This window comes from Streptomyces shaanxiensis, from assembly GCF_039537145.1.
In the GTDB taxonomy this organism is placed as follows: domain Bacteria; phylum Actinomycetota; class Actinomycetes; order Streptomycetales; family Streptomycetaceae; genus Streptomyces; species Streptomyces shaanxiensis.
Map to the genome: position 1 here is coordinate 153,713 of NZ_BAAAZY010000009.1, position 21,466 is coordinate 175,178.

Consider the following 21,466-nt stretch of genomic DNA (forward strand, 5'->3'; position numbering starts at 1 on the left):
CGGGAACGGCCCTGCAGGCACGGCGAGGCTCCGGGGAGGGATGACGGCGACGTTTCGCTGCGCTGCTGTGGTTCGCCACTCTAGGATCAACCGGTTAACCGGTCTACCACTCTGTCTGTGGGTGGGGCATAGGGCCGGATCCGGGAGCCGTGGCGCTGGTCCTCGCGCTTCTTCGCGCTGCTCCAGAGCCTCCATCAGGCGCTGGGACGCGCCCTCCATGTGGGCGGACGTGGCATCCCGGGCGGCCTGGGTGTCGCCCTTCTCGACCGCCTCGAAGATCGGCACGTGATCCGCTAGGCCACTTCCCTCTGTCGACGCCGCATCGCTCCGCTCGTGGACTGCTCCGAGCGGATGTGTTGGCCCGCCCGGTGCTACGGCGAGGTGGGCAGGTGCGGGGAGCGGAGCACGAGCAGGGTGATCTCGCTGGGGGCGAAGACGCGGAACGGCGGGCCCCAGAAGCCGGTGCCGCGGCTGGTGTAGAGGAGGGTGCGGGTGCCGTGGTGGCTGAGGCCGGCGAGGGCGGGCTGGTCGACGCGGACCAGGTGGTGGAAGGGCCAGATCTGGCCGCCGTGGGTGTGGCCGGAGAGCTGGAGGTCGATGCCGGCGGCTGCCGCCCGGTCGATGAACTTGGGCTGGTGTGCCAGGAGCAGGACGGGTAGGTCGGGGTCGGCGCCGTGCAGGGCTCCGGCGAGGTGGGCGCGGTGGCCTGCCAGGCCGGAGGACTCGGCGGTGACGTCGTCCACGCCGGCGACCACGAGGGTGTCGCCTCCGCGTTCGAGCAGCAGATGGCGGTTTCGCAGCGGCTCCCAGCCCAGCTCGTCCATCAGGTCGACCCAGCCCTGGGCCTCGCTGTAGTACTCGTGGTTGCCGGTGACGTAGACCCGGGCCCGGGTGGCCTGCACGGTACCGAGTGGGACGGCCTGGGCGCGGCGGCGCTCGGCCGTGCCGTCCGCGATGTCGCCAGTGTGGCAGACCAGGTCGGCTTCCAGCGTGTTGACCGTCTCGCATACCCGCGCCGACCAGCGAGTGCGATCGAGCGGGCCGTAGTGGGTGTCGGTGATCAGGGCGACGCGCATGCCGTCCAACCCGGCACCCAGCCGTGGGAGTTGCACGTCGAGTCGGCGCACGCGTGGCACGCGGCGGGCTTCGGCGTACCCCCAGGCGAGTAGTGCGGCGGTTATGCCGAGGACGGCCCAAGTGACGATTCGGGCCCGGTCCGGACTCTCGCCGACGCCGGCCACGGTCAGGGCGAGCCGCAACGGGACGCCGAGCAGAATGGACCAGGTGAACAGAACCCAGCTGGTCCCCAGCAGGGTGTCACCGACGATCGCCGCCCGGTCCTGCTGGCGCCGGCCGTGGCCGCGCGCCATCGCGAGCGGCATACCGACGAGGCCTAGGGCGAACAGGGCGGTGCCGGCCAGCGTGACGGGCAGTGGCCAGTGCTGGCCGGTGTGCAGGAGCACCCAGCAGGGCACGGCCCACAGCAGGACGGGGGCGATCAGAGGGAGGTAGCGCATCAGGCGGTGCAGGCGGCTCTGTCGCGGAGCTTGCACTTCGCTGTCGGCGGGTCGGGTGTTGCTGGTGTCGGTCACGCTTCTCTCCCTGACCAGGCTGCCGTCTCGCGCACTGTATCCGGTCGCCTTCGGGCCGGCCGGACCGGTGTTCATGGGCGCGGCTCCTTGGGGCGAAGGTTCTCTGCGGGACGGCAAGACTCCGCCGCAGACACCTCCCTTGGCATGAGCCGCGATCAGGGCGCTATGGCCCCCGCTTGGTATCGCCGCCAGTGGAGCCTCCTGGCTGGTCCGCGACGACGTGTTGGGTGAGAACCCGCATCGGTGCGGACCGGGGAGGTCACTGTCCTCCCGGGACTTGTCCAGGCCCACCACCTGGGTACTCAAAGGTCAACCAATTGTGCGATCGGCGTAGGACAAACCCGACGCTCGTCGGGCGCGGATTCCCTTCACCGGACGCGCCGGGCGAGCTGGGTCGCCTCCCACGACGTCATCATGCAGCCGTCGGGAAACCGCATCGCCTGAAACCGCATCGCCCGTGGGGTGGTCCGCGCGCTGGAGAGCCAGGTCGGCAACACCACGCGGTACATGGGCCGGCCCGAGTGCGCCAGGTGCGTCGCCTCCCACCGCGGCCATCGCCGTGTGTACGAGCGCAGCGCGTTACGGGATGGCCCTCGGGCTGGTGAGCGTTGCCCGACCCGCGCTCCGTCGCCGTATGAGCGCTGACGTTGTTGTCTGACCTGGGCGGGCTCGGCCTTCCGCCGAGCCCGCCACGTCGGCTCCATACCGGAGCCGGACTCGTGCCACGCCGTCAGCGCTGCAGTGTCAGCAGACCCGGACGGTAGGGCAGGAGGCCGTAGTCGCCGCCGGAGTTGGGGCTGCGCCCCTGGTAGAGCAACTGCAGATTGCAGGGATTGACGGTCATGGTCTGATCGGCGCTGGTGCGGATGAGTTCGCCATGGCTGATGTCGTTGGTCCAGGTGGCGCCACTGTTGGCCTTGCCGGCGAAGGGGTTGCTCTCGGTCGCGGCCTGGGGTGTCCATGAGCCGTTCAGACTGGTGGCCGTGAACGAGCGGAAGTAGCGGCCCTGCGAGCCGATCGCCTCGACGATCATGAGGTAGCGGTTCTGGCCCTGGAGCTTGTAGACCTGCGGGGCCTCGAACAGGTTGTTCGTCGTATCGCTCATGATCACTGTCGAGGTCGTGCCGAAGCTGCCCGGGAAGTTCCCGATCGGCATACTGGCCCGGTAGATCTTGCCGTTGTCGCCGGCGAAGAACAGGTACATGTTCGTCCCGTCACCGATGAGCGTCTGGTCGATGGGGCCTGTTCCGGAGTCGGGGATGCTTCCGGAGAAGAGCACCTGCTGGGATGACCAGCCATTCGGGTTGGTGGGGTCGCTCGACGTCCGGTAGGAGAAGGCGGTCCCGCCCCACTGGTAGGCGAGCACCCAGATGTTCCTCGGCGCGAAGTAGAAGAGCGTGGGCGCGACGGTGGAATTCGACATCGTGTTCTGGCTGGCCGAGGCCATCTCCGACCAGTTGGTGAACAGGCCGAAGTTCATCGAACCCCAGCGCGTCCCCGTGTCGTGCGTCGTCGCATAGACGAGTTGCCTGCCGTTGTAGGGGACGACGGTGAAGTCCTTGAGCGAGACCCACCCCGGCTTGGGCTGCGCCAGTGCCCCCGTTGATGTCCAGCGGTATGTCGACGGAAGCGCGCACGGGCCGGGGTTGTCGGCGCCGACCTTGACGAGCTGCCACTGCTGGTTGGTGCCGCCCCAGTCGTCGTACTGGACGACGTTCGCGTTGTCGGCGGTGGAGGCGCCTTGTACTTCGAGGGCCTTGTTGCTGTGGCGCGAGATGAGCCGCACGTAGCCGTCCGAGCTGTCGGCCAGCCGCCACTGCTGGTTGGTGGCGTTCAGGTCGGCCCACTGGACGATCGAGCCGCCGTTCGCGGTGGACCAGTTGTGGACGTCCAGCACCTTGCCCGAGTAGCGGGACTTGATGCGGTAGTAGCCGCCCCCGGAATCGACGAACTGCCACTGCTGCTGGATCTGATCGTTCCTGGTCCACTGGGTGATGCGGGCGCCGTCGTTGGTCGCCAGGTTGTAGACATCCAGGGCCTTGCCGCTGTTGCGGTTGACCAGCACATACGAGGCGTTGGGGTCTACGGTCGCCGCGGCGGCGGGCTGGGCACCGAGGAAGGTAGCCACGAGCAGCAAGGGCGCAAGGACGGCGAGTAAGCGTCTTGGACGGACCGGGGACGGGTGGCGAAACCACATCAGAGGGCCTCCTTCGGGGGCGGGGGTGAGGTGGACTCCGATGAACCGCGGGGCGGACGTGCCGGGGCAGGGAAAATCTCGAAACATTCGAAGAATTTCCGAATACTTTGACGCCACAAGCTAGGAATGTGGAGCCCTCTGGTCAAGGCTTGTCGCCGATCTGTCCACAAACAGCGCCTCCCCTTCAGGCTTGACAAGCTGTCGCGCCGACCGGAAACACTCCGGAGATTGCGATACGGCTCGCCAGTCCAAGGCGTCCGCGCGGAAGAGAGAAGTCGAGCAAGCAGCGTCCGCACACTCGTCCCGGCCCTGGCCCCGGGCCCGGTCCTACGACATCCGTCGACGGCGGCGCCGGGGGTTCGCCGTCCGGCTCGCCGGGGTCCCCGAATGTTTCGGGCGAGGAGCCGAAACTTCTTCTGCGGGAGTATTGACGACCCATCGTCAATACCTCAATCATCCTTTCCCGCGGTGGGCCGAGGCGCCGACGGCCGGCCAAGCTCCATGCTGACAAGGGCTACGACTACGACCACCTGCGGAGATGGCTCCGCGAGCGAGGCATCCGCCACCGGATTACCCGCAAGGGCACCGACTCTTCCCAGCGGCTTGGGCGGCACCGCTGGGTGGGCCGGGCGGCGGTTGCACGAGGCATGCGTGCTCGATCGACTAGGCCAGGCGCTCGCTTCGGCCGACCCAGACCGTGCGGCAACGCAACCCGCGGCAGCGGTGGCGATATTCGAGGTAATGGGGGCACCAGAATCCGAGCAAGCGCGGGCGCGATGGCAGGCGATTTCGGGGTATACGCCGCCATCGAGCGCTAGCCGTACGTGAGCACGGGAGCCTGTCGACCCGTCTGGGTGAATGCGCTGAGGGGTGCGGTACAGCAGCGGAGTACAGCCACGTCCGGGACCTCAGCCAACCGTCAACGCCCCAAGGTGCCCATCCGACCAATCCCTAGAAACCTAGAGAGTCGACTTGTGGTCCGCGGCCAGACCGGGACGAAGTTCCCTGGAGGTCTTACGGCGACGCAAAGTGTTGAAATGGTCGCTGAGCGTGTTTGTTGTACTGGGTTGTCTGGAGGGCAACAGTGCCCCCCAGGCAACCCACTTGAGACCCTAGAAGAAGCCGAGTTTCTTAGGGCTGTAAGAGCAAAGAATGTTCTTGGTCTGCTGGTAGTGCTCCAGCATCATCTTGTGTGTCTCACGCCCGATGCCGGAGCCCTTGTAGCCGCCGAAGGCCGCGTGCGCCGGGTAGGCGTGGTAGCAGTTGGTCCACACGCGTCCGGCCTGGATGGCGCGGCCCGCGCGGTACGCGGTGTTGATGTCCCGTGTCCACACGCCCGCACCGAGGCCGTACAGCGTGTCGTTGGCGATCTTGATGGCGTCGTCGAAGTCGTCGAAGGACGTCACCGAGACGACCGGCCCGAAGATCTCCTCCTGGAAGATCCGCATGCGGTTGTCGCCCTCGAAGACGGTCGGCTGGACGTAGTAGCCGCCCTTCAACTCGCCGTCGTGCTCGATACGTTCGCCGCCCGTCAGAACCCGGGCGCCCTCCTGCCGGCCGATGTCCAGGTAGGAGAGGATCTTCTCCAACTGGTCGTTGGAGGCCTGCGCGCCGATCATCGTGTCCGTGTCGAGCGGGTGGCCGGTCGTGATCCGCTCGGTGCGGGCGATCGCCGCCTCCATGAACTCGGCGTAGTTTCCGCGCTGGACCAGTGCCCGGGACGGGCACGTGCACACCTCGCCCTGGTTGAGCGCGAACATAGTGAATCCCTCGAGCGCCTTGTCCCGGAAGTCGTCGTCGGTCGCCCAGACGTCGTCGAAGAAGATGTTCGGGGACTTGCCACCGAGTTCGAGGGTGACCGGCGTGATGTTCTCCGAGGCGTACTGCATGATCAGCCGGCCCGTCGTGGTCTCCCCGGTGAACGCCACTTTGGCCACCCGGGGGCTGGACGCCAGCGGCTTGCCCGCCTCCACGCCGAAGCCGTTGACGATGTTGACCACGCCGGGCGGGAGCAGGTCGGCGACCAGGCTCATCCAGTAGTGGATGGATGCCGGCGTCTGCTCGGCCGGCTTGAGCACGACCGCGTTGCCCGCGGCCAGCGCCGGGGCGAGCTTCCACGTGGCCATCAGGATGGGGAAGTTCCACGGGATGATCTGCGCGACCACGCCCAACGGCTCGTGGAAGTGGTACGCCACCGTGTCGTCGTCGACCTCGCCCAGCGAGCCCTCCTGCGCCCTGATCGCCCCCGCGAAGTAGCGGAAGTGGTCGATGGCCAGCGGAATGTCCGCCGCCAGCGTCTCCCGCACCGGCTTGCCGTTCTCCCAGCTCTCGGCGACCGCCAGCTTCTCCAGGTTCGCCTCCATCCGGTCGGCGATCTTCAGCAGGATGTCGGCCCGCTCGGTCACCGACGTCCTGCCCCACGCGGGGGCGGCCGCATGCGCCGCGTCCAGCGCCCGCTCCACGTCCTCCGCCGTGCCCCGCGCGATCTCGGTGAACGGCTGCCCGTTCACCGGCGTCGGGTTCTCGAAGTACTGCCCCCTGATCGGCGGCACGTACTCACCGCCGATGAAGTGGTCGTAGCGCGCCTGGTAGGAGACGATCGCACCCTCGGTGCCGGGCGCCGCGAAACGGGTCATACTGCTCTGCCTCCCGAAGAAGCACTGCCCGCCGTTGGGCAGCTCTCGGCGCGAGGCTAGGGACGGCGAGGTTGCAAGTAGGTTGCGCGGGGCCGGGGGTCCGGTCCATCGGGGGTCCGGTCCATCGGCGGGCCGGGTGGTTCGTGGGCCGGGTGGCTGGATGGCTGGTTGGCCCGGTGGGCCGCTTGACCGGGCGGGCCGCTTGGCCGGGTGGCTGGTGGGCGGTGCTTCGGTGGGCCGGTGCTTCGCTGGGGAGTCCCCTCAGCGCGGAGATGCTTCGCTGGGCCGCCCCTTCGGAGGGCCTACCCTTCGGAGGGCCTACCCTTCGGTGGGCCGACCCCTTCGGTGGGCCGACCCCTCGGTGGGCCGACCCTTCCGAGGGCCGTTGTTTCGGTCAGCGCGGCGGGCGGCCCTCCCGAACAGGCGGTGCCGTGAGTTCCGACTCCAGCGCGGCCAGCCTCGACCGCACCGCCGCCGTCGGCCGCACCGCGGCGAGCGCCCGCCATACCTCCAGGTCGTCCTCGCCCCACGACGCGTGCGCCCAGTCGGCCAGCAGGTCGGGGTCGAGGCGCGCGACCAGCGCCGTACGCAGGCCGTCGGCGAGGCGCCGCCTGAGCCGTACCACCGCCGGTGCCTGGGAACCGGGCAGCAGCGGACCGGAGTACGCCAGGACCGCGGCCGTGACCGCACCCGTCTCCAGGCGACGCTCCACGACCGCCACGTCCGACTCGACCGGCACCGTGAGCCGGTACGGCCGCGAGGCGAGCAGCCCGGGGCCCAGCACCCGGCGCAGACGGGCCAGTTCGGCGCGCAGCGTCACCGGCGTCACCGACTCGTCCTCGTACAACGCGCACAGCAACTCGTCCCCGGTCAGCCCCTCCGGATGGCGGGCCAGCAGCACCAGGATCTCGCTGTGCCGGCGACTGAGCCTGACCCGGCGGCCGCCCATGCGCAGCTGCGCCTCGTCCCGGCCCAACGCGTTCAGCTCCGGCGTGTCGGTGGCGGGCGCGGGCGGGGCGAGCAGCGCCAGTTGGGACTCCGCGGCACGGGCCACCGCCTGCACGAACCCCAGACTGTGCGGATGCGCCAGCCCGTCTCCGCCGGTGATGTCCACGGCCCCGAGCACCCGCCCGGTGCGCGGATCGTGCACCGGCGCCGCCGCACAGGTCCAGGGCTGCACCCGGCGGATGAAGTGCTCGGCGGCGAACACCTGCACCGGCCGGTCCACTGCGACGGCCGTGCCCGGTGCGTTCGTGCCGACCGCGGTCTCCGCCCACCGCGCGCCGGGCACGAAGTTCATCAGGTCCGCCTTGCGCCGGGTCGTGGGATGGCCTTCCACCCACAGCAGCCTGCCGTGCGCGTCGCACACCGCGAGCAGGTGCTCGCCGTCGGCGGCGAACGTGCCCAGCAGCTCCCGGAACAGCGGCATCACCCGCGCCAGCGGGTGCTCCGCGCGATAGGCACCGAGATCTCCGTCCGCCAACTCCACGCTCGCGGTCCCGTCCGGACCCACACCGGCCCGCGCGGAACGCCGCCACGAGTCGGCCACCACTGCACGCACCGGCTTCGGCACGGTCCCTGCCTCGGTGAACGTCTCATGCGCACGACGCAGCACCCGTACACGCTCGGCGGGGTCGGCCCCCGGCTCCAGGGCCACCCACGGATCGGTCAACTCGGCCTCCCGGGAAGGCGATGCGGATGGGGACATCGTCACTCCGGGTACGCGCGCGGACAACCTTTTCGACGGGGGGCACCCGAACGACGAGCCAACGGGCGCAGATGTGCGAGTCCTCAGACGGCGTTCACCAGACGCATGTAACGCGTCCAGTCCCAGTGCGGACCGGGATCGGTGTGGTCGGTGCCCGGCACTTCGTGGTGTCCGATGATGTGTGTGCGGTCCTTCGGTATGCCGTGCCTGGTGCAGATGGCTGCCGTGAGCCGGGCCGATGTCTCGTACATGACGTCGGTGAAGTAGCCGGGCTGGTCGACCCAGCCCTCGTGCTCTATGCCGATGCTGCGTGTGTTGTGGTCCCAGTCCCCGGCGTGCCAGGCGATGTCCGCCTCGCGAACGCACTGGGAGGTGTGACCGTCGGCGGACCGGACGACGTAGTGGGCGGACACCTTCTTCTTCGGGCGCCCGAAGAGGAACAGGGTGTTGGGGTAGGTGGTCTGTGTCACGTGGATGATCACCCGGTCTACAGGATGGGTCGTAGGGCGGTTCGCCACCGTGTAGTTGGCGGTGCTCGCCGGCTTCCACTCGGCGAGCGGGTAGTCCGGGCCCGGGACGTGCACTCCGGCCTGCCATTCGGGAAGCAGGGCATAGGGGACGGCGGCGAGGGCGGTGCCTTGGAGGATGCGCCGTCGGCTGGGGAGGGGTCTAACGCGTTCCAAAGGGCGGTCGCCTTTCAGTGTCGGGTTGGCCGCTGTTCGGAGTTGGGACGGCCGCAGTTCGGAGCTGAGGGAGTCGCGGGTTGGTGTCGGGGTTGGCTGGGGCAGTGCTGACGTCGGTCGGGGCGCTCAGCGCAGCGTCGCCGCCGTCTCCCGCAGTCGCGCATGTACTCCGCGGTGCGTCTCGCGTGTGGGCAGCCACTCCTTGCGGATCTTGGCCACGCAGGTGTAGTTGGTGTCGCACACGTTGGCCAGCGGTGACTCGACGGCCTGGGTCGCGTACTGGTAGGCGTCCAGCTCACTGAACCCGTAGTCGCGCACCAGCCACTGCACCAGGTCGTGCTGGGATATCCGGAACGCGTCCTCCAGCGGCCGGGCCGAACCCGTCGAGATGATGTGTGTGTCCGACTCGATGCGGGGCCAGGGGGTGGCAAGTCCCTTGAGCAGCTCGACGATCACCACGGTGTTCATCGCGCACTCGACCGCGACCCCACAGGTCTCGCCCTCGCCCTGCCGGGCGTGTCCGTCACCGAGACTGAGCAGTGCGCCTTCGACGTTCACCCCGAGGTAGCAGGTGACGCCCGCCCGCATCTCCGGTGTGTCCATGTTCCCGCCGTGTGCGTCGGGCACCAGGGCCGAGCGAACCTCGAGATTGGCCGGCGCCACCCCGACGGTGCCGTGCATCGGGTCCATGGGCAACTCGACCTCGATGTCACTGTCGTGTGCCCGGAACAGCGCCGTACGCCGTGTCCGGTCGAGCTGCCAGATCCAGACGGTCTCCGGGAGCGGCGGTTGCAGCGTGGCCGTGGTGTGCGTCGAGGTGAGTGCGCCGAACAGCGGGACGGTGGTGGACGCGGCCCAGTCCCGGGCCGGTTCGATCGACACGAAGTGCACGGCGACCGTGTCACCGGGCTCGGCGCCCTCGACGTGGAAGGGGCCGGTCTGCGGGTTGAGGAACGGGAACTCGCACACCTCGGACACCAGGTCCTTCTCCGACCGTACCCGTCCGGCGAAGCAGTCCTCCGTGTAGAGGTCGAGGACCGTGCCGGGTGCGATGCGCGCCACGGGAGCTGCGCCGCCGAACGTCCAGGCGTACTCGCCGGGTTCGGGTCGCACGGTCAGGATCCGGGGATCGCTCATCGCTGCACAACTCCGCTCTGTGGAAGGCCGGTGGGGGAGGGGCGGGACGCCTGCTGAGCCTCGCGTGAATCACGGTACGTCGCTGGTGGGGTGGGCAGAAGGGAGCGCCGGGTTTCCGTGGACAGCCCCGCGATTGTGGATAACTTGCTCACTCACACGAATGAACTCGACCTGGAATCAGGCCTGTTCCACAGGGACTCACTCCCACGCCGCACGGAACCACGCCCCGCTCCGCGGGCATTCAGCCCCGCTCCGCCACGCCCCCCGGATCGTCGAGCACCGCCCGCACCACCGAATGCGCCGCCCCCAGCAACGGCCCCTCGGGCCCCAACCGCGACACGGACACCGGGCAGGCGGGCCCCGCGGTGCGCCGGTCCAACTCGGTCTCCAGCGACGGCAGCAGCCAGGGCGCGAGCCCCGCCAGCGCGCCGCCCAGCACCACACTCTCGGGGTCGAGCAGATTGACCGCGCCCGTCAGGGCGATACCGAGCGCTGTTCCCGCGTCGCGCAGAGCCCGGCGTACGTTCTCGTCGCCGTCGGCGGCACGCTCGGCGAGCAGCCCGACGCGGTCCGCGCCCGGCTCCAGTCCTGCCGCACGCAGGACCGCCTCCTCACCGGCGTACTGCTCAAGGCATCCATGCCCCCCGCACGGGCACTCGGGTCCGTCCGGTCGCACGGGCACGTGCCCCAACTCGCCCGCGAAACCGCGCGTTCCGTGCAGCAGCCCCCCGTCCACCACGACCGCCGCGCCGATACCGATCTCCGCCGACACGTGCAGGAAGTCGCGCGGCGTGCCGTCGCCGAGCCAGAGTTCGGCGAGCGCGCCGAAGTTGGCCTCGTTGCCCACGGTCAACGGGAACTCCACGGGCAGCAGGGCGCCGAGGTCCGTGTCGCGCCAGTCGAGGTTCGGTGCGCGTACGACCGTACGGGCGTCCCGCGCCACCAGACCCGGCACGGCGACCGCCAGACCGGCGGGCCACAGACCCTCGCCCTCTGCCTCGGCGAGGACCCGCCGCACCATGTCGGTGAGTTCCTCGATCACCGGCTCGGGAGCACGGCCCCGGTTCGCGCCGTACCGCACCGCCCTGGACCGCACCTCGCCGCGCAGGTCGACCGCGCAGACGGCGAGATGGTCGACGCCTATTTCCGCGCCGATCCCGGCCGGACCATGCCCGCTGACGGCAAGCGCCGATCCGGGACGGCCCACCCGGCCGGGCCGCTCGGGACCGAGTTCTTCGAGCAGTCCCGAGCGGATCAGCTCGTCGACGAGCGTGGACACCGCGGCACGGGTCAGCCCGATGCGGGAGGCGACGGCGGCACGGGAGAGCGGACCCTCGGCGCTGACGGTGTGCATCACCCGGGCGAGGTTGCGGCGTCGCATGCCCTGCTGGGTGTTGGGCAGTGCGGGCCCGGCGCCGGCCGGGTGGGCCTCGTGCAGCGGTGCGGTCATGCCTCCGTCAATCCTCGTCAGTCCTCAGTGGCTTTCGGGGCTCCGCTCCAGCAGCGGGGCCGCGTCGGAGAGTACCCCGCTGATCCTGTCCAGCGTCTCCTCGTCCCGCTCCACGGCGTCAAGCACCGGCCCACGCGTGGTGTTCCAGCGCCGGGCGACCGCCGCCGGATCCTCGCCGGTCAGCAGGCCGGCCGCCTGGGCCGCCGCGCCGAGCGCGACCAGTTCCTTGGCCTCGGGCACCTGCACCGGGCGCCCCGACAGCCGTCGTACGGTCTGCTGCCAGGCCGTACCCCGGGCGCCGCCGCCGATCAGCAGCAGCGGGGCCGAACGGTCGGCGTCGTCGTCCAGGACCAGGTCCAGGGCACCGAGCAGCGCGTGGACGGCACCGTCGTAGGCGGCCTGAAGGAGCTGGCCGGCGGTCGTGTCGTGGCGCAGGCCGTGCAGGACGCCGGAGGCGTTCGGCAGGTTCGGGGTGCGTTCGCCGTCCAGGTACGGCAGGAGCGTGAGGCCGGTGGTGGGTTCCACGGCCTCGCGGTCGAGGCCCAGCAGGGTGGCAAGGCGGTCGACGGCGAGCGTGCAGTTCAGGGTGCAGGCCAGCGGCAGCCAGTCGCCGTGCGCGTCGGCGAAGCCCGCCACCGTGCCGGTCGGGTCGGCGGGGCGCCGCCTCGACACCGCGTACACCGTGCCCGACGTGCCGAGGCTCAGCACGGGCATGCCGGGACGCAGCCCGAGGCCCAGCGCGGCCGCGGCATTGTCGCCGGTGCCGGGGGCGACCAGGGTGCCCTTGGAGAACGGCAGCTCGTGGCTGTCGCGGACGGTGCCCGCGACCTCGCCGGGCCGGACCACTCGGGGCAGCAGTGCCGGGTCGAGCCCCACGTGCGCGAGGATCTCCTCGTCGTACGACTCCGTCCCCGACGCCCACCAGCCCGTACCGGAGGCGTCGCCCCGGTCGGTGGTGCCCTCACCCGTGAGGCGTTCGGTCAGGTAGTCGTGGGGGAGGCGTACGGCCTGGGTGGCCCGGGCCGCCTCCGGCTCGTGCTCGGCCAGCCAGGCCCACTTCGTGACCGTGAAGGACGCGGCCGGCACGGAGCCCGTGCGCTCGGCCCAGAACTTCGCGCCGCCGAGCTCCTCGGTCAGCCGACGGGCCTGCGGTGCCGAGCGCACGTCGTTCCACAGCAGAGCCGGACGTACCGGCTCGCCCTGTGCGTCCAGCGTGACCAGGCCGTGCTGCTGCCCGCCGATCGAGACCGCGGCGGCCTCGTGCGCGGCGTCGCCGCACTGGCGCAGGGCCTCGCACAAGGCGTCCCACCACTGACGCGGGTCGCTCTCGCGGCCGGCCCCGGAGGTCACGGTGTGCGGTGCCTGGCCGCTCGCGACGACCCGTCCGGTCGAGGCGTCGACGACCAGCGCTTTGGTGGACTGGGTGGACGTGTCCACGCCGACGACGAGCGGACCCTCGGCTGCTGACATCGGGTTCTCCCTTTTCCGCGGCTCTGCGGGATCTGACCTGCTGTTTCCAGGGTGCCCCGGATGACCACGACCCGGACCTCACCCCTTCGGGGACATCTTGTCCCTTCCCAGGGACGCGTCGGCATACTAATTTGTAAACCGCCATGACGAAATAGTCGTAGCGAGTCGTAGCAAGCAGTCGTCCGCAAGCAAGGAGCCGCGGCATGAGCTACCAGCCCACCCCCGAGGACAGGTTCACCTTCGGCCTGTGGACCGTCGGCTGGCAGGGACGGGACCCCTTCGGCGACGCCACCCGCCGTGCCCTCGACCCGGTCGAGACGGTGCAGCGCCTGGCCGAGCTCGGCGCCCACGGTGTCACCTTCCACGACGACGACCTGATCCCCTTCGGGTCCTCCGACAGCGAGCGGGAGGCGCACATCAAGCGCTTCCGTGAGGCCCTCGACGCCACCGGCATGAAGGTGCCGATGGCCACCACCAACCTCTTCACGCACCCCGTCTTCAAGGACGGCGCGTTCACCGCCAACGACCGCGACGTGCGCCGTTACGCCCTGCGCAAGACCATCCGCAACATCGACCTCGCGGTCGAGCTGGGTGCGCAGACGTACGTCGCCTGGGGCGGCCGCGAGGGCGCCGAGTCCGGCGCCGCCAAGGACGTGCGCGTGGCTCTCGACCGCATGAAGGAGGCCTTCGACCTCCTCGGCGAGTACGTGACCTCCCAGGGCTACGACCTGAAGTTCGCCATCGAGCCCAAGCCGAACGAGCCGCGCGGTGACATCCTGCTGCCCACCGTCGGCCATGCGCTGGCGTTCATCGAGCGCCTGGAGCGCCCCGAGCTGTACGGCGTGAACCCCGAGGTCGGCCACGAGCAGATGGCCGGGCTCAACTTCCCGCACGGCATCGCGCAAGCCCTGTGGGCGGGCAAGCTCTTCCACATCGACCTCAACGGCCAGTCCGGCATCAAGTACGACCAGGACCTGCGCTTCGGCGCCGGTGACCTGCGCGCCGCCTTCTGGCTGGTCGACCTTCTGGAGAGCGCCGGTTACACCGGGCCCCGCCACTTCGACTTCAAGCCGCCGCGGACGGAGGACCTCGACGGCGTGTGGGCGTCGGCAGCGGGCTGCATGCGCAACTACCTCATCCTGAAGGAGCGTTCGGCCGCGTTCCGTGCCGACCCGGAGGTCCAGGAGGCCCTGCGTGCCTCGCGCCTGGACGAGTTGGCGCAGCCGACCGCTGCCGACGGCCTCAAGGCGCTGCTCGCGGACCGTACGGCCTTCGAGGAGTTCGACGCCGACGCTGCCGCCGCGCGCGGGATGGCGTTCGAGCGCCTCGACCAGCTGGCGATGGACCATCTGCTGGGCGCCCGCGGCTGAGGCCACGCGCGCGTGCCCTGTCGCCGCCCTGCCGCGTGTGACCCGCCTGCTCAGGGCCGGGTCGCATGCGGTACAGGGTGCCGGCCGGTGTGCGCGCGAACTGTCCCGGAATCATGTGATCCGTGGTCCGGGCGCGTATCAACTCACATGTAGGGGTCGCCTCCTGACGGTTATGAGGCGACTCTGGGGGGTATGGCCATGCCGCCCGTACCGCCTCAGCCGCCCGGACCGCCGGGTGACACGCCGCCTCCGGGCGGTGGCTTCGGACCGCCTCCCACCGGGGGTTATGGGACCCCGGGAGGCTACGGTCCCCCTCCCGGCGACAGCGGCCCGCCCTCGTACGGCGATTGGCCGCCGCCGGAACCGCCCGACGAAGGCGGTGGACCGAGGCGGCGGCGCAACCCGCTGTTCATCCTGCTCGCCGCGATCGTGGTCGTGGGAGCCGTGGTTGCCGTGGTCCTCATGGCCTCGGGAAGCGACGACTCGCCCGAGGAGAATCCGTCCGCAGGGACCAGCACGAGTGGCACGCCCAGGCCGTCCTTCAGCATCCCGACCGAGCTCCCCAGCAGGCTGCCGAGCGAACTGCCGACATCGCTGCCGTCGGGGTTCCCCACCGAACTGCCCAGTGACCTGCCGAGCGATCTCGAGTCGCTGATTCCGTCCTTGGCGGACGAACTGCCGTAGGTGCAGCCCCGTTGGGCGTTGACGCACGGCACACACGCGTGATGCTCCGCATCGGCCACGCGTGTGTGCCGCTGCTCGTTGCAGTTGAGCCGCTCTCGTGAGCGGCTGTCAGATGCCGTGCGGCAGCCGCACGTAGACCACCGACGTCTCCACGCCGCTGTCGACCAGCCGGCCCTGGGCGTCGAAGGCGGCCTCGCCGTCCGTCATCCCGAAGTCGTTGTCGTTGATGAGCGCCAGGGTGTCGTGGTCCACGCGCGCGATGCCCTCGATCTTGCCGGGCACACCGGCGACCGTGCCCAGGTCGACGACCAGCTTCTTGGACAGCACGGGCACACCCGAGGCGGCCGGGTCGTCGAGCTGCTCGAGCGACGGAGACGTCGTGTCGTCGTCCCAGGGACCGCCCAGGATGTTCGACGCGGGGTCCAGGCGCACCAGCTGGAGCCGGGCCGCCTTGTCGGTGCGCTCCTCGACCAGGAGCCGGTTCCCGCCCACGGCCACGACCGACGAGATCTTCAGCTCGGAGGTGTCGTCCTCGCTCGGGTCCACCACGTTCACCGGGTCGAAGCGGTACGCGTACTCCGCGGTGACCGCCTTCTTCTTCGGCGAGAACCGCAGCAGCCGCGTGGTCCGCGACGCCTCCCCGGCATCGGTGTCCGGCAGGGACAGCGGGCTCTGCACGGCCATCACCAGGTCGCCGCCGGGCAGTTGGGCCAGTCCTTCGAAGCCGCGGTTGGTCTTCCGGTGCAGCAGAACGGACGGCAGCGCCTCCACCACCGGGTAGTCGGTGCCGGTGAGGCCGAGCCCCTCGGGCACGTAGCGCGTGAGGACCTTCCCGCGCGCGGAGACGTGCACAAGGGACGGACCGTACTCGTCGACAAGCCAGAAACTCCCGTCGGCGGCCCGCACGATGCCCTCGGTGTCGAGTCCGTTCGGGTTGTAGGTCAGAGCGGTTCGTGCGTTGTAGGAGTACGGCGCCTCGTCGCGCCCCTGCTGGTTCGACAGCCCCGTGACGGGCTTCCCGGAGCTGGTCGTGATCGGGATCGCGTCCAGCACCCGCACGGTGCCTCCCGACACCCGGATCCGCACGATCGCCGGATCGAAGCCCGGCACGGGGAACGTGCGACGCTTCGTGCCGTCCACCTTGATCTGGCCGTTGGGACCGCGGTCGGTGACCGTCCAGTACTCGCCCTTGCGGCCCGTCGGGTAGATGTCGCTGCCGATGCCGCCGAGGTCCACGCCCCGGTCGTCGCTCACGGTGCCGGGCAGCAGTGCGTTGCTGAACGCGCCGAGGGGGATGTCGCCCAGCGTCGCCGTGTGCACGACGCGCGCCTTGCCGTCCGCGTCCGCTGTGCCGGAGGCGGGCCCGGCGGCGGCCACGAGGGCCGCGCTCACGGCGAGGGGTACGACCCCGGCGACGAAACGGTGGGCGCGGCGCCGGCCGGTGGCGTGCGGGGACATCGGGCCTCCTGAGGACCAAGTTCGCTGACAGTGGCCAGATTTGGAGCCCGCGCGGAACCGCGTGCGACCGTGAGGTGAACGCGGTGAGTCGAACGCTCGTCGAGCCGACATTCGAGTGGCCGGTGCGGAACGGGGCCGAGGTGATCCAGCCTGTGACGGAGCCGTCCACCTGGCCGCCGTCCGACAGCGCCAGCATGGCCCGTAGGCCGGGACGGCGCCGACGGTGAGGACGTCCGGGTCGCAGTACCTCATGCCGGTCAACCCAGCCGCGATTCGGCGCTCGCTCACGCGGCGGCGAGTGCCGTCGTCGCCCCGGCCCGTCCGGCGGCTCCCCGGCGGCCTCCCGGTCCTACCGCCCCTACAACGTCCTTTCCTCGGATGGGAGTTCCGCCGAGGCCAGCGCCGTCGCCGGATCCTGCGCAGGGCCTCCGGCGGGCACCCAGCGGCCGCGTTCCTTGCGGTACGGCCACCAGCGTCCGTCGCGCCCCAGGCGCAATTGGCGCGCCGCGCCGGCGACCGTCCAGCGGTTGCCCTTCGCCCGCAAGGACGGCCGTTCGTCCTCGTCCCAGGCCGACTCCAGAGCGGCACGCGCGCGTGCGAGCGTTTCGCCCTGGACGATCCACTCCTCGTCCAGCACCGACAACGCGGCGACGCCTCCCAGCCGCCAGGCGCGTACGGCCGTTGCCATCCCCTCCCGGCCGCGCCCCGAGCCGTCGGCCAGCCGCTCCGCCAGGCCCTCGGAAGGGGAACCGGCGGCGAGGCGCACCGCGTCCTGGGCGGGCGTCAACTCCGCGTCCACGGCGTGCCGTTCCGGGCCGGTGCGCAGCACTTCCGCGAGCAGGCGGTGCGCCTCGGCGGCCGTCCGGGCGGCCAGGAACTCCAGGGCGGCCGGATCGACGCCGGGCGCGGGAGGAGTCTCCGTGTCCAGGGACGGCGGCACTCCCGGCTCGGCGGGCAGCTCGGGCAGGGCGGGCAGCGGCGGCAGGATGTCGCCGGTGGCGTACGCCTCAGTGGCATCGACACCTTCCGGTTCCGCCGGCAAGGACGCTTCGGCCGGCGTGTCGGCGGGCGCTGCACTGCGGGCCTGGAGGTCGTCCAGCAGGTCGCGCTCGCCGCGCCCGCGCATCAGCAGGAGGACGAACGGATCCTGGTCCAGGAGCCGTGCCACCTGATAGCAGAGGGCCGCCGTGTGCCCGCAGTGGTCCCAGGCACCGCAGCCGCACTCCGGCTCCAGATCGCCCATGCCCGGCAGCAGTTCGATGCCTGTTGCGGCCGCGTCCTCCACCAGGTGCGGTGGCATGTCACGGTCCAGCAGCGCGGCGACATGCCCCGCCCGCTCGACGGTCATGTCCAGGAAGCGGTCCCACTGCTCCGCGGACAGCTCCTCCAGCAGTACGTCGGCCCGGTGCGCCGTACGGTCACGGCCCTGCACGACGGCCGTGATCCGCCCCGGACGCACCGACACCGCGCCGACCGCTCCCGCGCGCGCGAGCCTGCGGCCGGCCTTGAGCTGCTCCGTGTCCAGCGCCGTCTCCTCCAGCGCCTTCAGCCAGGCCTGACCCCACCACGTCTGCGCGAACCCCTTCCCACGCGCGGGAGGCAGCGCGGCGAACGTGCGCTCCAGGTCACCTTCGTGTCGAGTCATCGCGCGCCCCCTCGCAGTTGAACCAGATCGGCCAGCTCCGCGTCCGTCAGCTCGGTCAACGCCGCCTCGCCGGCGCCGAGCACCGCGTCGGCCAGTTGCCGCTTGCGGCTCAGCATGTCGGCGATGCGGTCCTCGATGGTCCCCTCGGCGATCAGCCGGTGCACCTGCACGGGCCGGGTCTGGCCGATGCGGTAGGCGCGGTCGGTGGCCTGTGCCTCGACGGCGGGGTTCCACCAGCGGTCGTAGTGCACGACATGTTCGGCACGGGTGAGGTTCAGGCCGGTGCCCGCCGCCTTCAACGACAGCAGAAAGACGGGCACTTCACCGTCCTGGAAGCGCTGCACGAGGGTCTCGCGCTCGGCCACAGGGGTTCCGCCGTGCAGGAACTGCGAAGGCGTGCCACGGGCCGCCAGATGCTGTTCGATGAGGCGGCCCATGCGCACATACTGCGTGAAGACCAGCACGCTCGCCCCCTCGGAGAGGATGGTGTCGAGCAGCTCGTCCAGCAGCTCCAGCTTCCCCGAGCGCCCGGCGATCCGCGGTCGCTCCTCCTTGAGGAACTGCGCAGGGTGGTTGCAGATCTGCTTCAGGCCCGTCAGGAGCTTCACGATCAGGCCGCGGCGCGCCATGCTGTCGGCCCCGGAGATCTCCGCGAGCGTCTCGCGGACCACCGCCTCGTACAGACCCGCCTGTTCCGTGGTGAGGGACACGGCACGATCCGTCTCCGTCTTCGGCGGCAGTTCCGGCGCGATCCCCGGATCCGACTTGCGCCGGCGCAGCAGGAACGGGCGCACGAGCCGGGCGAGGCGCTCGGCGGCGGCCGGGTCCTGGCCGCCCTCGACGGCCTGCGCGTAGCGGGTGCGGAAGGTGCCGAGCCGACCCAGCAGCCCGGGGGTCGTCCAGTCGAGGATCGCCCACAGTTCCGACAGGTTGTTCTCGACGGGAGTGCCGGTGAGCGCCACGCGCGCGCGTGCGCCGATGGAGCGCAGCTCCCGCGCGGTCGCCGAGTACGGGTTCTTCACGTGCTGTGCCTCGTCCGCCACGACCATGCCCCACGGCACTTCGGCGAGCCGGCGCGCGTCCATGCGCATCGTGCCGTACGTGGTGAGCACGAACTCGCCGTCCGCCACGTCGGCCAGGTCGCGCCGCGACCCGTGAAAGCGACGCACGGGCGTGCCGGGCGCGAACTTCTCGATCTCGCGCTGCCAGTTGCCCATCAGGGACGTCGGACACACCACCAGCGTCGGACCGGCGGACGAGGCGTCCGACTGCCGGTGCAGATGCAGCGCGATGAGCGTGATCGTCTTGCCGAGGCCCATGTCGTCGGCCAGACAGCAACCCAGGCCGAGGGACGTCATGCGGGCCAGCCAACTCAGACCTCGTCGCTGGTAGTCACGCAGCGAGGCCGCGAGCGCGGCGGGCTGACCGACCGGCTCCTGCCCCTCGGGCTCCGCGAGCCGCTCGCGCAGGGCCGCCAGCCACCCCGTGGGCCGGACCTCGACCTGGCGGCCGTCGACCTCGGTGGAGCCGGTCAGGGCGGCGCCGAGCGCGTCGATGGGCGTCACCTTGTGGTCCTGCTGCGCGCGGGCGCGTCGCACCTCCTGAGGATCGACGAGGACCCACTGGTCGCGCAGCCGCACCACAGGGCGGTTCGACTCGGCGAGGCGATCCAGTTCCTCACGCGTGAGCCGCTGGTCGCCCAGCGCGAACCACCAGTTGAAGGCGAGCAGCGCGTCGGCGGACAGGAACGAGGGCGTGTCCGAGGAGACCCTGCCGGGGGCGGACTCGTCGTCCGGCGGGCCGATGACCGCGCGTGCGGTCAGTTTGCGGGCCAGATCCTTGGGCCAGTGCACCTCGACGCCGGCCCCGGCGAGGGCCCGAGCGCCCTCGCCCAGGAGGTCGGTCACCTCCTCGTCGGCGAGTTCCACGGCGTCCGGCACGGCCGCCGAGAGCAACGGGGTGAGAGGGTTCCACGCGCGCGCAGCCCGGCGAAGCGCCAACAGGGCGTCCATCCGCGCGCGTGGACCGAAGGCGCCGGACCCCGCCCACACGTCGCAGGCATCCGCGACCAGTGTCGGATCACTCACGCTGTGCACCTGGAGCACCGCCCGGAAGGACAGTGCCGCATCATCCGCCACCGCGGTGGCGAGGGCAGGGACCTCGAGCCGCAGGGAGAGCCGTACGCCCGCGTCGTGGCCGGCGGCGACATCGGCGGCCCAGGCGCGCTGTTCGGGGAGCCGCTGCGGCTCCTGCGCCGCATAGGCCGGCCCGCCCGTCACCAGTGGCGCGGCGGGGGAGCGGGGCAGCGCGTCGGCGACCGCGTCGAGGAAGGCCCGCAGCAGTCGCTCCGGGTTCGGCAACCGCAGCGGCTCGACGTCGTCCAGGGGCACGGCGTGCGCTTCGGGCGGCATCGCGGCGGCAAGGGCGCGGACGCGTTCGACGTCCTCCGGCCGCAGGGGGCCCGCGCGCCAGGCGTCATGATCGGTCGCCGAGAGGCCGGGCAACAGCAGACCGCGTGCCACGAACTGCAGGGCCAGCACCGTGGCGGCGCCCCAGAAAGTGGCCGCTCGGTGAGCCTGCGCGTCGGCACGCGCACGCGTGAGCACAGGCAGCGCGGCGCGCACCGGCAACACGACAGCGGTCACGCTCACCAGCTCGGCGCCGGCCTCGCCGGGCAGTGCGACGGTCAGGTCCTCCACCGGCAGGGCGACGGCCCGCTCGTCGACGGATCCGGACGCGACGAACGGAGCCGCGTCGCCATCGGCTCGCCAGAAGGCGAACCGGGCGGTGCGGGCAAGATCACCGGGTACGAAAACGGCACAGCAGGATGCCAGTTCGGAGATCTCGGACGGTGTTGCCTCGGAAAGCCTCGGCACAGCTCTGTGACACTCCTCAAATTTGACTACTCGCGGTTGAGTGGCCGAGGATACAGCACGTCGACGGCATACCCGGCATCTCCGCGTCGTGACTTGGGTCACTCAACGGTGGGTGCGGGTATCTCGCCTGTGTGGAGCCCGGAGCCCGGAGCCGGGAGCCGGGTGCTCGAGGTCCGGAGCCGGGAGTCCGGTGCCCGGTGCCCCGTCCCGACGTCGGCACTCCGTTCGGCGACCGCTCATCGGCCGTCGCCGGATCTCCATGACCAGTAGGGGCCGCACCTCAGGGTCGTCTCAGGGTCGCGGTCCGGAACCGCGGGGAGCGCGGACCCGTTTTCAGGACAGAGAGCGGCAGTGGCCGCGAAGGAGGCGACGCACATGTCGAAGAACGCGAAGATCGCCGCGGGAGGTGTGGCGGCGGGCATCATTCTGCTGATCTGGCTGCCCTGGTGGGCCGCGCTCCTGATAGTCCTGGGAGTCCCGGCCGCCGCGTACCTCGCGCTCGACCCGTCACAGCGGCGCAGGCTGCGCCGTGCCACGCGCAAGGAACTCGGTCGCTGACC

14 protein-coding genes and 1 pseudogene are annotated in these 21,466 nt (G+C 70.8%); 4 read left to right on the forward strand and 11 right to left on the reverse strand.

Annotation, left to right across the window (positions count from 1 at the left end):
* Positions 1 to 371 precede the first annotated feature (371 nt).
* Positions 372 to 1,592 carry a metallophosphoesterase gene (locus ABD932_RS13765; RefSeq protein ID WP_345012268.1) on the reverse strand — a complete coding sequence of 407 codons (1,221 nt, stop codon included), beginning with the start codon at positions 1,590 to 1,592 and terminating at the stop codon, positions 372 to 374.
* A gap of 730 nt (positions 1,593 to 2,322) precedes the next feature.
* Positions 2,323 to 3,789: a non-reducing end alpha-L-arabinofuranosidase family hydrolase gene (locus tag ABD932_RS13770; protein ID WP_345012270.1), complete on the reverse strand. Its 1,467-nt coding sequence runs from the start codon at positions 3,787 to 3,789 to the stop codon at positions 2,323 to 2,325.
* Between the two features lie 464 nt (positions 3,790 to 4,253).
* Here ABD932_RS13770 and ABD932_RS13775 point away from each other — a divergent pair.
* Positions 4,254 to 4,412, forward strand: a pseudogene (locus ABD932_RS13775) (IS5/IS1182 family transposase); the annotation flags it as partial.
* Between the two features lie 489 nt (positions 4,413 to 4,901).
* Here the strand turns inward: ABD932_RS13775 and exaC are convergent.
* From exaC to xylB, 6 genes are all read right to left on the reverse strand, one after another.
* Complete coding sequence (exaC, locus tag ABD932_RS13780; protein ID WP_345012272.1) at positions 4,902 to 6,425, reverse strand: acetaldehyde dehydrogenase ExaC; 1,524 nt, start codon at positions 6,423 to 6,425, stop codon at positions 4,902 to 4,904.
* Between the two features lie 394 nt (positions 6,426 to 6,819).
* Positions 6,820 to 8,133, reverse strand: coding sequence for a GAF domain-containing protein (locus tag ABD932_RS13785; protein WP_345012274.1), 1,314 nt, complete (start codon positions 8,131 to 8,133; stop codon positions 6,820 to 6,822).
* Positions 8,134 to 8,216: 83 nt separating this feature from the next.
* Positions 8,217 to 8,816, reverse strand: coding sequence for an N-acetylmuramoyl-L-alanine amidase (locus ABD932_RS13790; RefSeq protein ID WP_345012276.1), 600 nt, complete (start codon positions 8,814 to 8,816; stop codon positions 8,217 to 8,219).
* Between the two features lie 126 nt (positions 8,817 to 8,942).
* A complete protein-coding gene (locus ABD932_RS13795) occupies positions 8,943 to 9,953 on the reverse strand; it encodes an acetamidase/formamidase family protein (protein ID WP_345012278.1) in 1,011 nt (336 codons plus the stop codon).
* 241 nt (positions 9,954 to 10,194) lie between these two features.
* Positions 10,195 to 11,403, reverse strand: coding sequence for an ROK family protein (locus ABD932_RS13800; RefSeq protein WP_345012280.1), 1,209 nt, complete (start codon positions 11,401 to 11,403; stop codon positions 10,195 to 10,197).
* Positions 11,404 to 11,427: 24 nt separating this feature from the next.
* The gene (xylB, locus tag ABD932_RS13805) at positions 11,428 to 12,873 is read right to left on the reverse strand and encodes a xylulokinase (protein WP_345012282.1); all 1,446 of its coding nucleotides are present in this window, start codon (positions 12,871 to 12,873) and stop codon (positions 11,428 to 11,430) included.
* Positions 12,874 to 13,076: 203 nt separating this feature from the next.
* Between xylB and xylA the strand changes: the two genes are divergently transcribed.
* Both xylA and ABD932_RS13815 read left to right on the forward strand, forming a co-directional pair.
* Entirely contained in the window at positions 13,077 to 14,243 is a 1,167-nt protein-coding gene (gene xylA / locus ABD932_RS13810; protein WP_345012284.1) for a xylose isomerase, read from the forward strand.
* Between the two features lie 462 nt (positions 14,244 to 14,705).
* Positions 14,706 to 14,927, forward strand: a complete 222-nt coding sequence (locus tag ABD932_RS13815) for a hypothetical protein (RefSeq protein WP_345012286.1) — start codon at positions 14,706 to 14,708, stop codon at positions 14,925 to 14,927.
* Positions 14,928 to 15,035: 108 nt separating this feature from the next.
* On the opposite strand, the gene ABD932_RS13820 is transcribed toward ABD932_RS13815, so the two are convergent.
* The 3 genes from ABD932_RS13820 to ABD932_RS13830 all read right to left on the reverse strand — a co-directional run bounded on the left by ABD932_RS13820 (position 15,036) and on the right by ABD932_RS13830 (position 20,906).
* A complete protein-coding gene (locus tag ABD932_RS13820) occupies positions 15,036 to 16,385 on the reverse strand; it encodes an esterase-like activity of phytase family protein (RefSeq protein WP_345012289.1) in 1,350 nt (449 codons plus the stop codon).
* A 358-nt stretch (positions 16,386 to 16,743) separates the two neighbouring features.
* Positions 16,744 to 18,030 carry an SWIM zinc finger family protein gene (locus ABD932_RS13825; RefSeq protein ID WP_345012290.1) on the reverse strand — a complete coding sequence of 429 codons (1,287 nt, stop codon included), beginning with the start codon at positions 18,028 to 18,030 and terminating at the stop codon, positions 16,744 to 16,746.
* Positions 18,027 to 20,906, reverse strand: a complete 2,880-nt coding sequence (locus ABD932_RS13830; protein ID WP_345012292.1) for a DEAD/DEAH box helicase — start codon at positions 20,904 to 20,906, stop codon at positions 18,027 to 18,029. Before ABD932_RS13830 ends, ABD932_RS13825 begins: the two co-directional genes overlap by 4 nt.
* A gap of 375 nt (positions 20,907 to 21,281) precedes the next feature.
* On the opposite strand from ABD932_RS13830, the gene ABD932_RS13835 reads away from it, so the two are divergent.
* Positions 21,282 to 21,464, forward strand: a complete 183-nt coding sequence (locus tag ABD932_RS13835) for a hypothetical protein (RefSeq protein ID WP_126389441.1) — start codon at positions 21,282 to 21,284, stop codon at positions 21,462 to 21,464.
* Positions 21,465 to 21,466: the final 2 nt, after the last annotated feature.

Bases quoted from the DNA above. Each gene is read 5' to 3' on its own strand.
- ABD932_RS13770 (WP_345012270.1), bottom strand. From the start codon at position 3,789: ATGTGGTTTCGCCACCCGTCCCCGGTCCGTCCAAGACGCTTACTCGCC.
- exaC (WP_345012272.1), bottom strand. From the start codon at position 6,425: ATGACCCGTTTCGCGGCGCCCGGCACCGAGGGTGCGATCGTCTCCTAC.
- ABD932_RS13785 (WP_345012274.1), bottom strand. From the start codon at position 8,133: ATGTCCCCATCCGCATCGCCTTCCCGGGAGGCCGAGTTGACCGATCCG.
- ABD932_RS13795 (WP_345012278.1), bottom strand. From the start codon at position 9,953: ATGAGCGATCCCCGGATCCTGACCGTGCGACCCGAACCCGGCGAGTAC.
- ABD932_RS13800 (WP_345012280.1), bottom strand. From the start codon at position 11,403: ATGACCGCACCGCTGCACGAGGCCCACCCGGCCGGCGCCGGGCCCGCA.
- xylB (WP_345012282.1), bottom strand. From the start codon at position 12,873: ATGTCAGCAGCCGAGGGTCCGCTCGTCGTCGGCGTGGACACGTCCACC.
- xylA (WP_345012284.1), top strand. From the start codon at position 13,077: ATGAGCTACCAGCCCACCCCCGAGGACAGGTTCACCTTCGGCCTGTGG.
- ABD932_RS13815 (WP_345012286.1), top strand. From the start codon at position 14,706: ATGGCCTCGGGAAGCGACGACTCGCCCGAGGAGAATCCGTCCGCAGGG.
- ABD932_RS13820 (WP_345012289.1), bottom strand. From the start codon at position 16,385: ATGTCCCCGCACGCCACCGGCCGGCGCCGCGCCCACCGTTTCGTCGCC.
- ABD932_RS13825 (WP_345012290.1), bottom strand. From the start codon at position 18,030: ATGACTCGACACGAAGGTGACCTGGAGCGCACGTTCGCCGCGCTGCCT.
- ABD932_RS13835 (WP_126389441.1), top strand. From the start codon at position 21,282: ATGTCGAAGAACGCGAAGATCGCCGCGGGAGGTGTGGCGGCGGGCATC.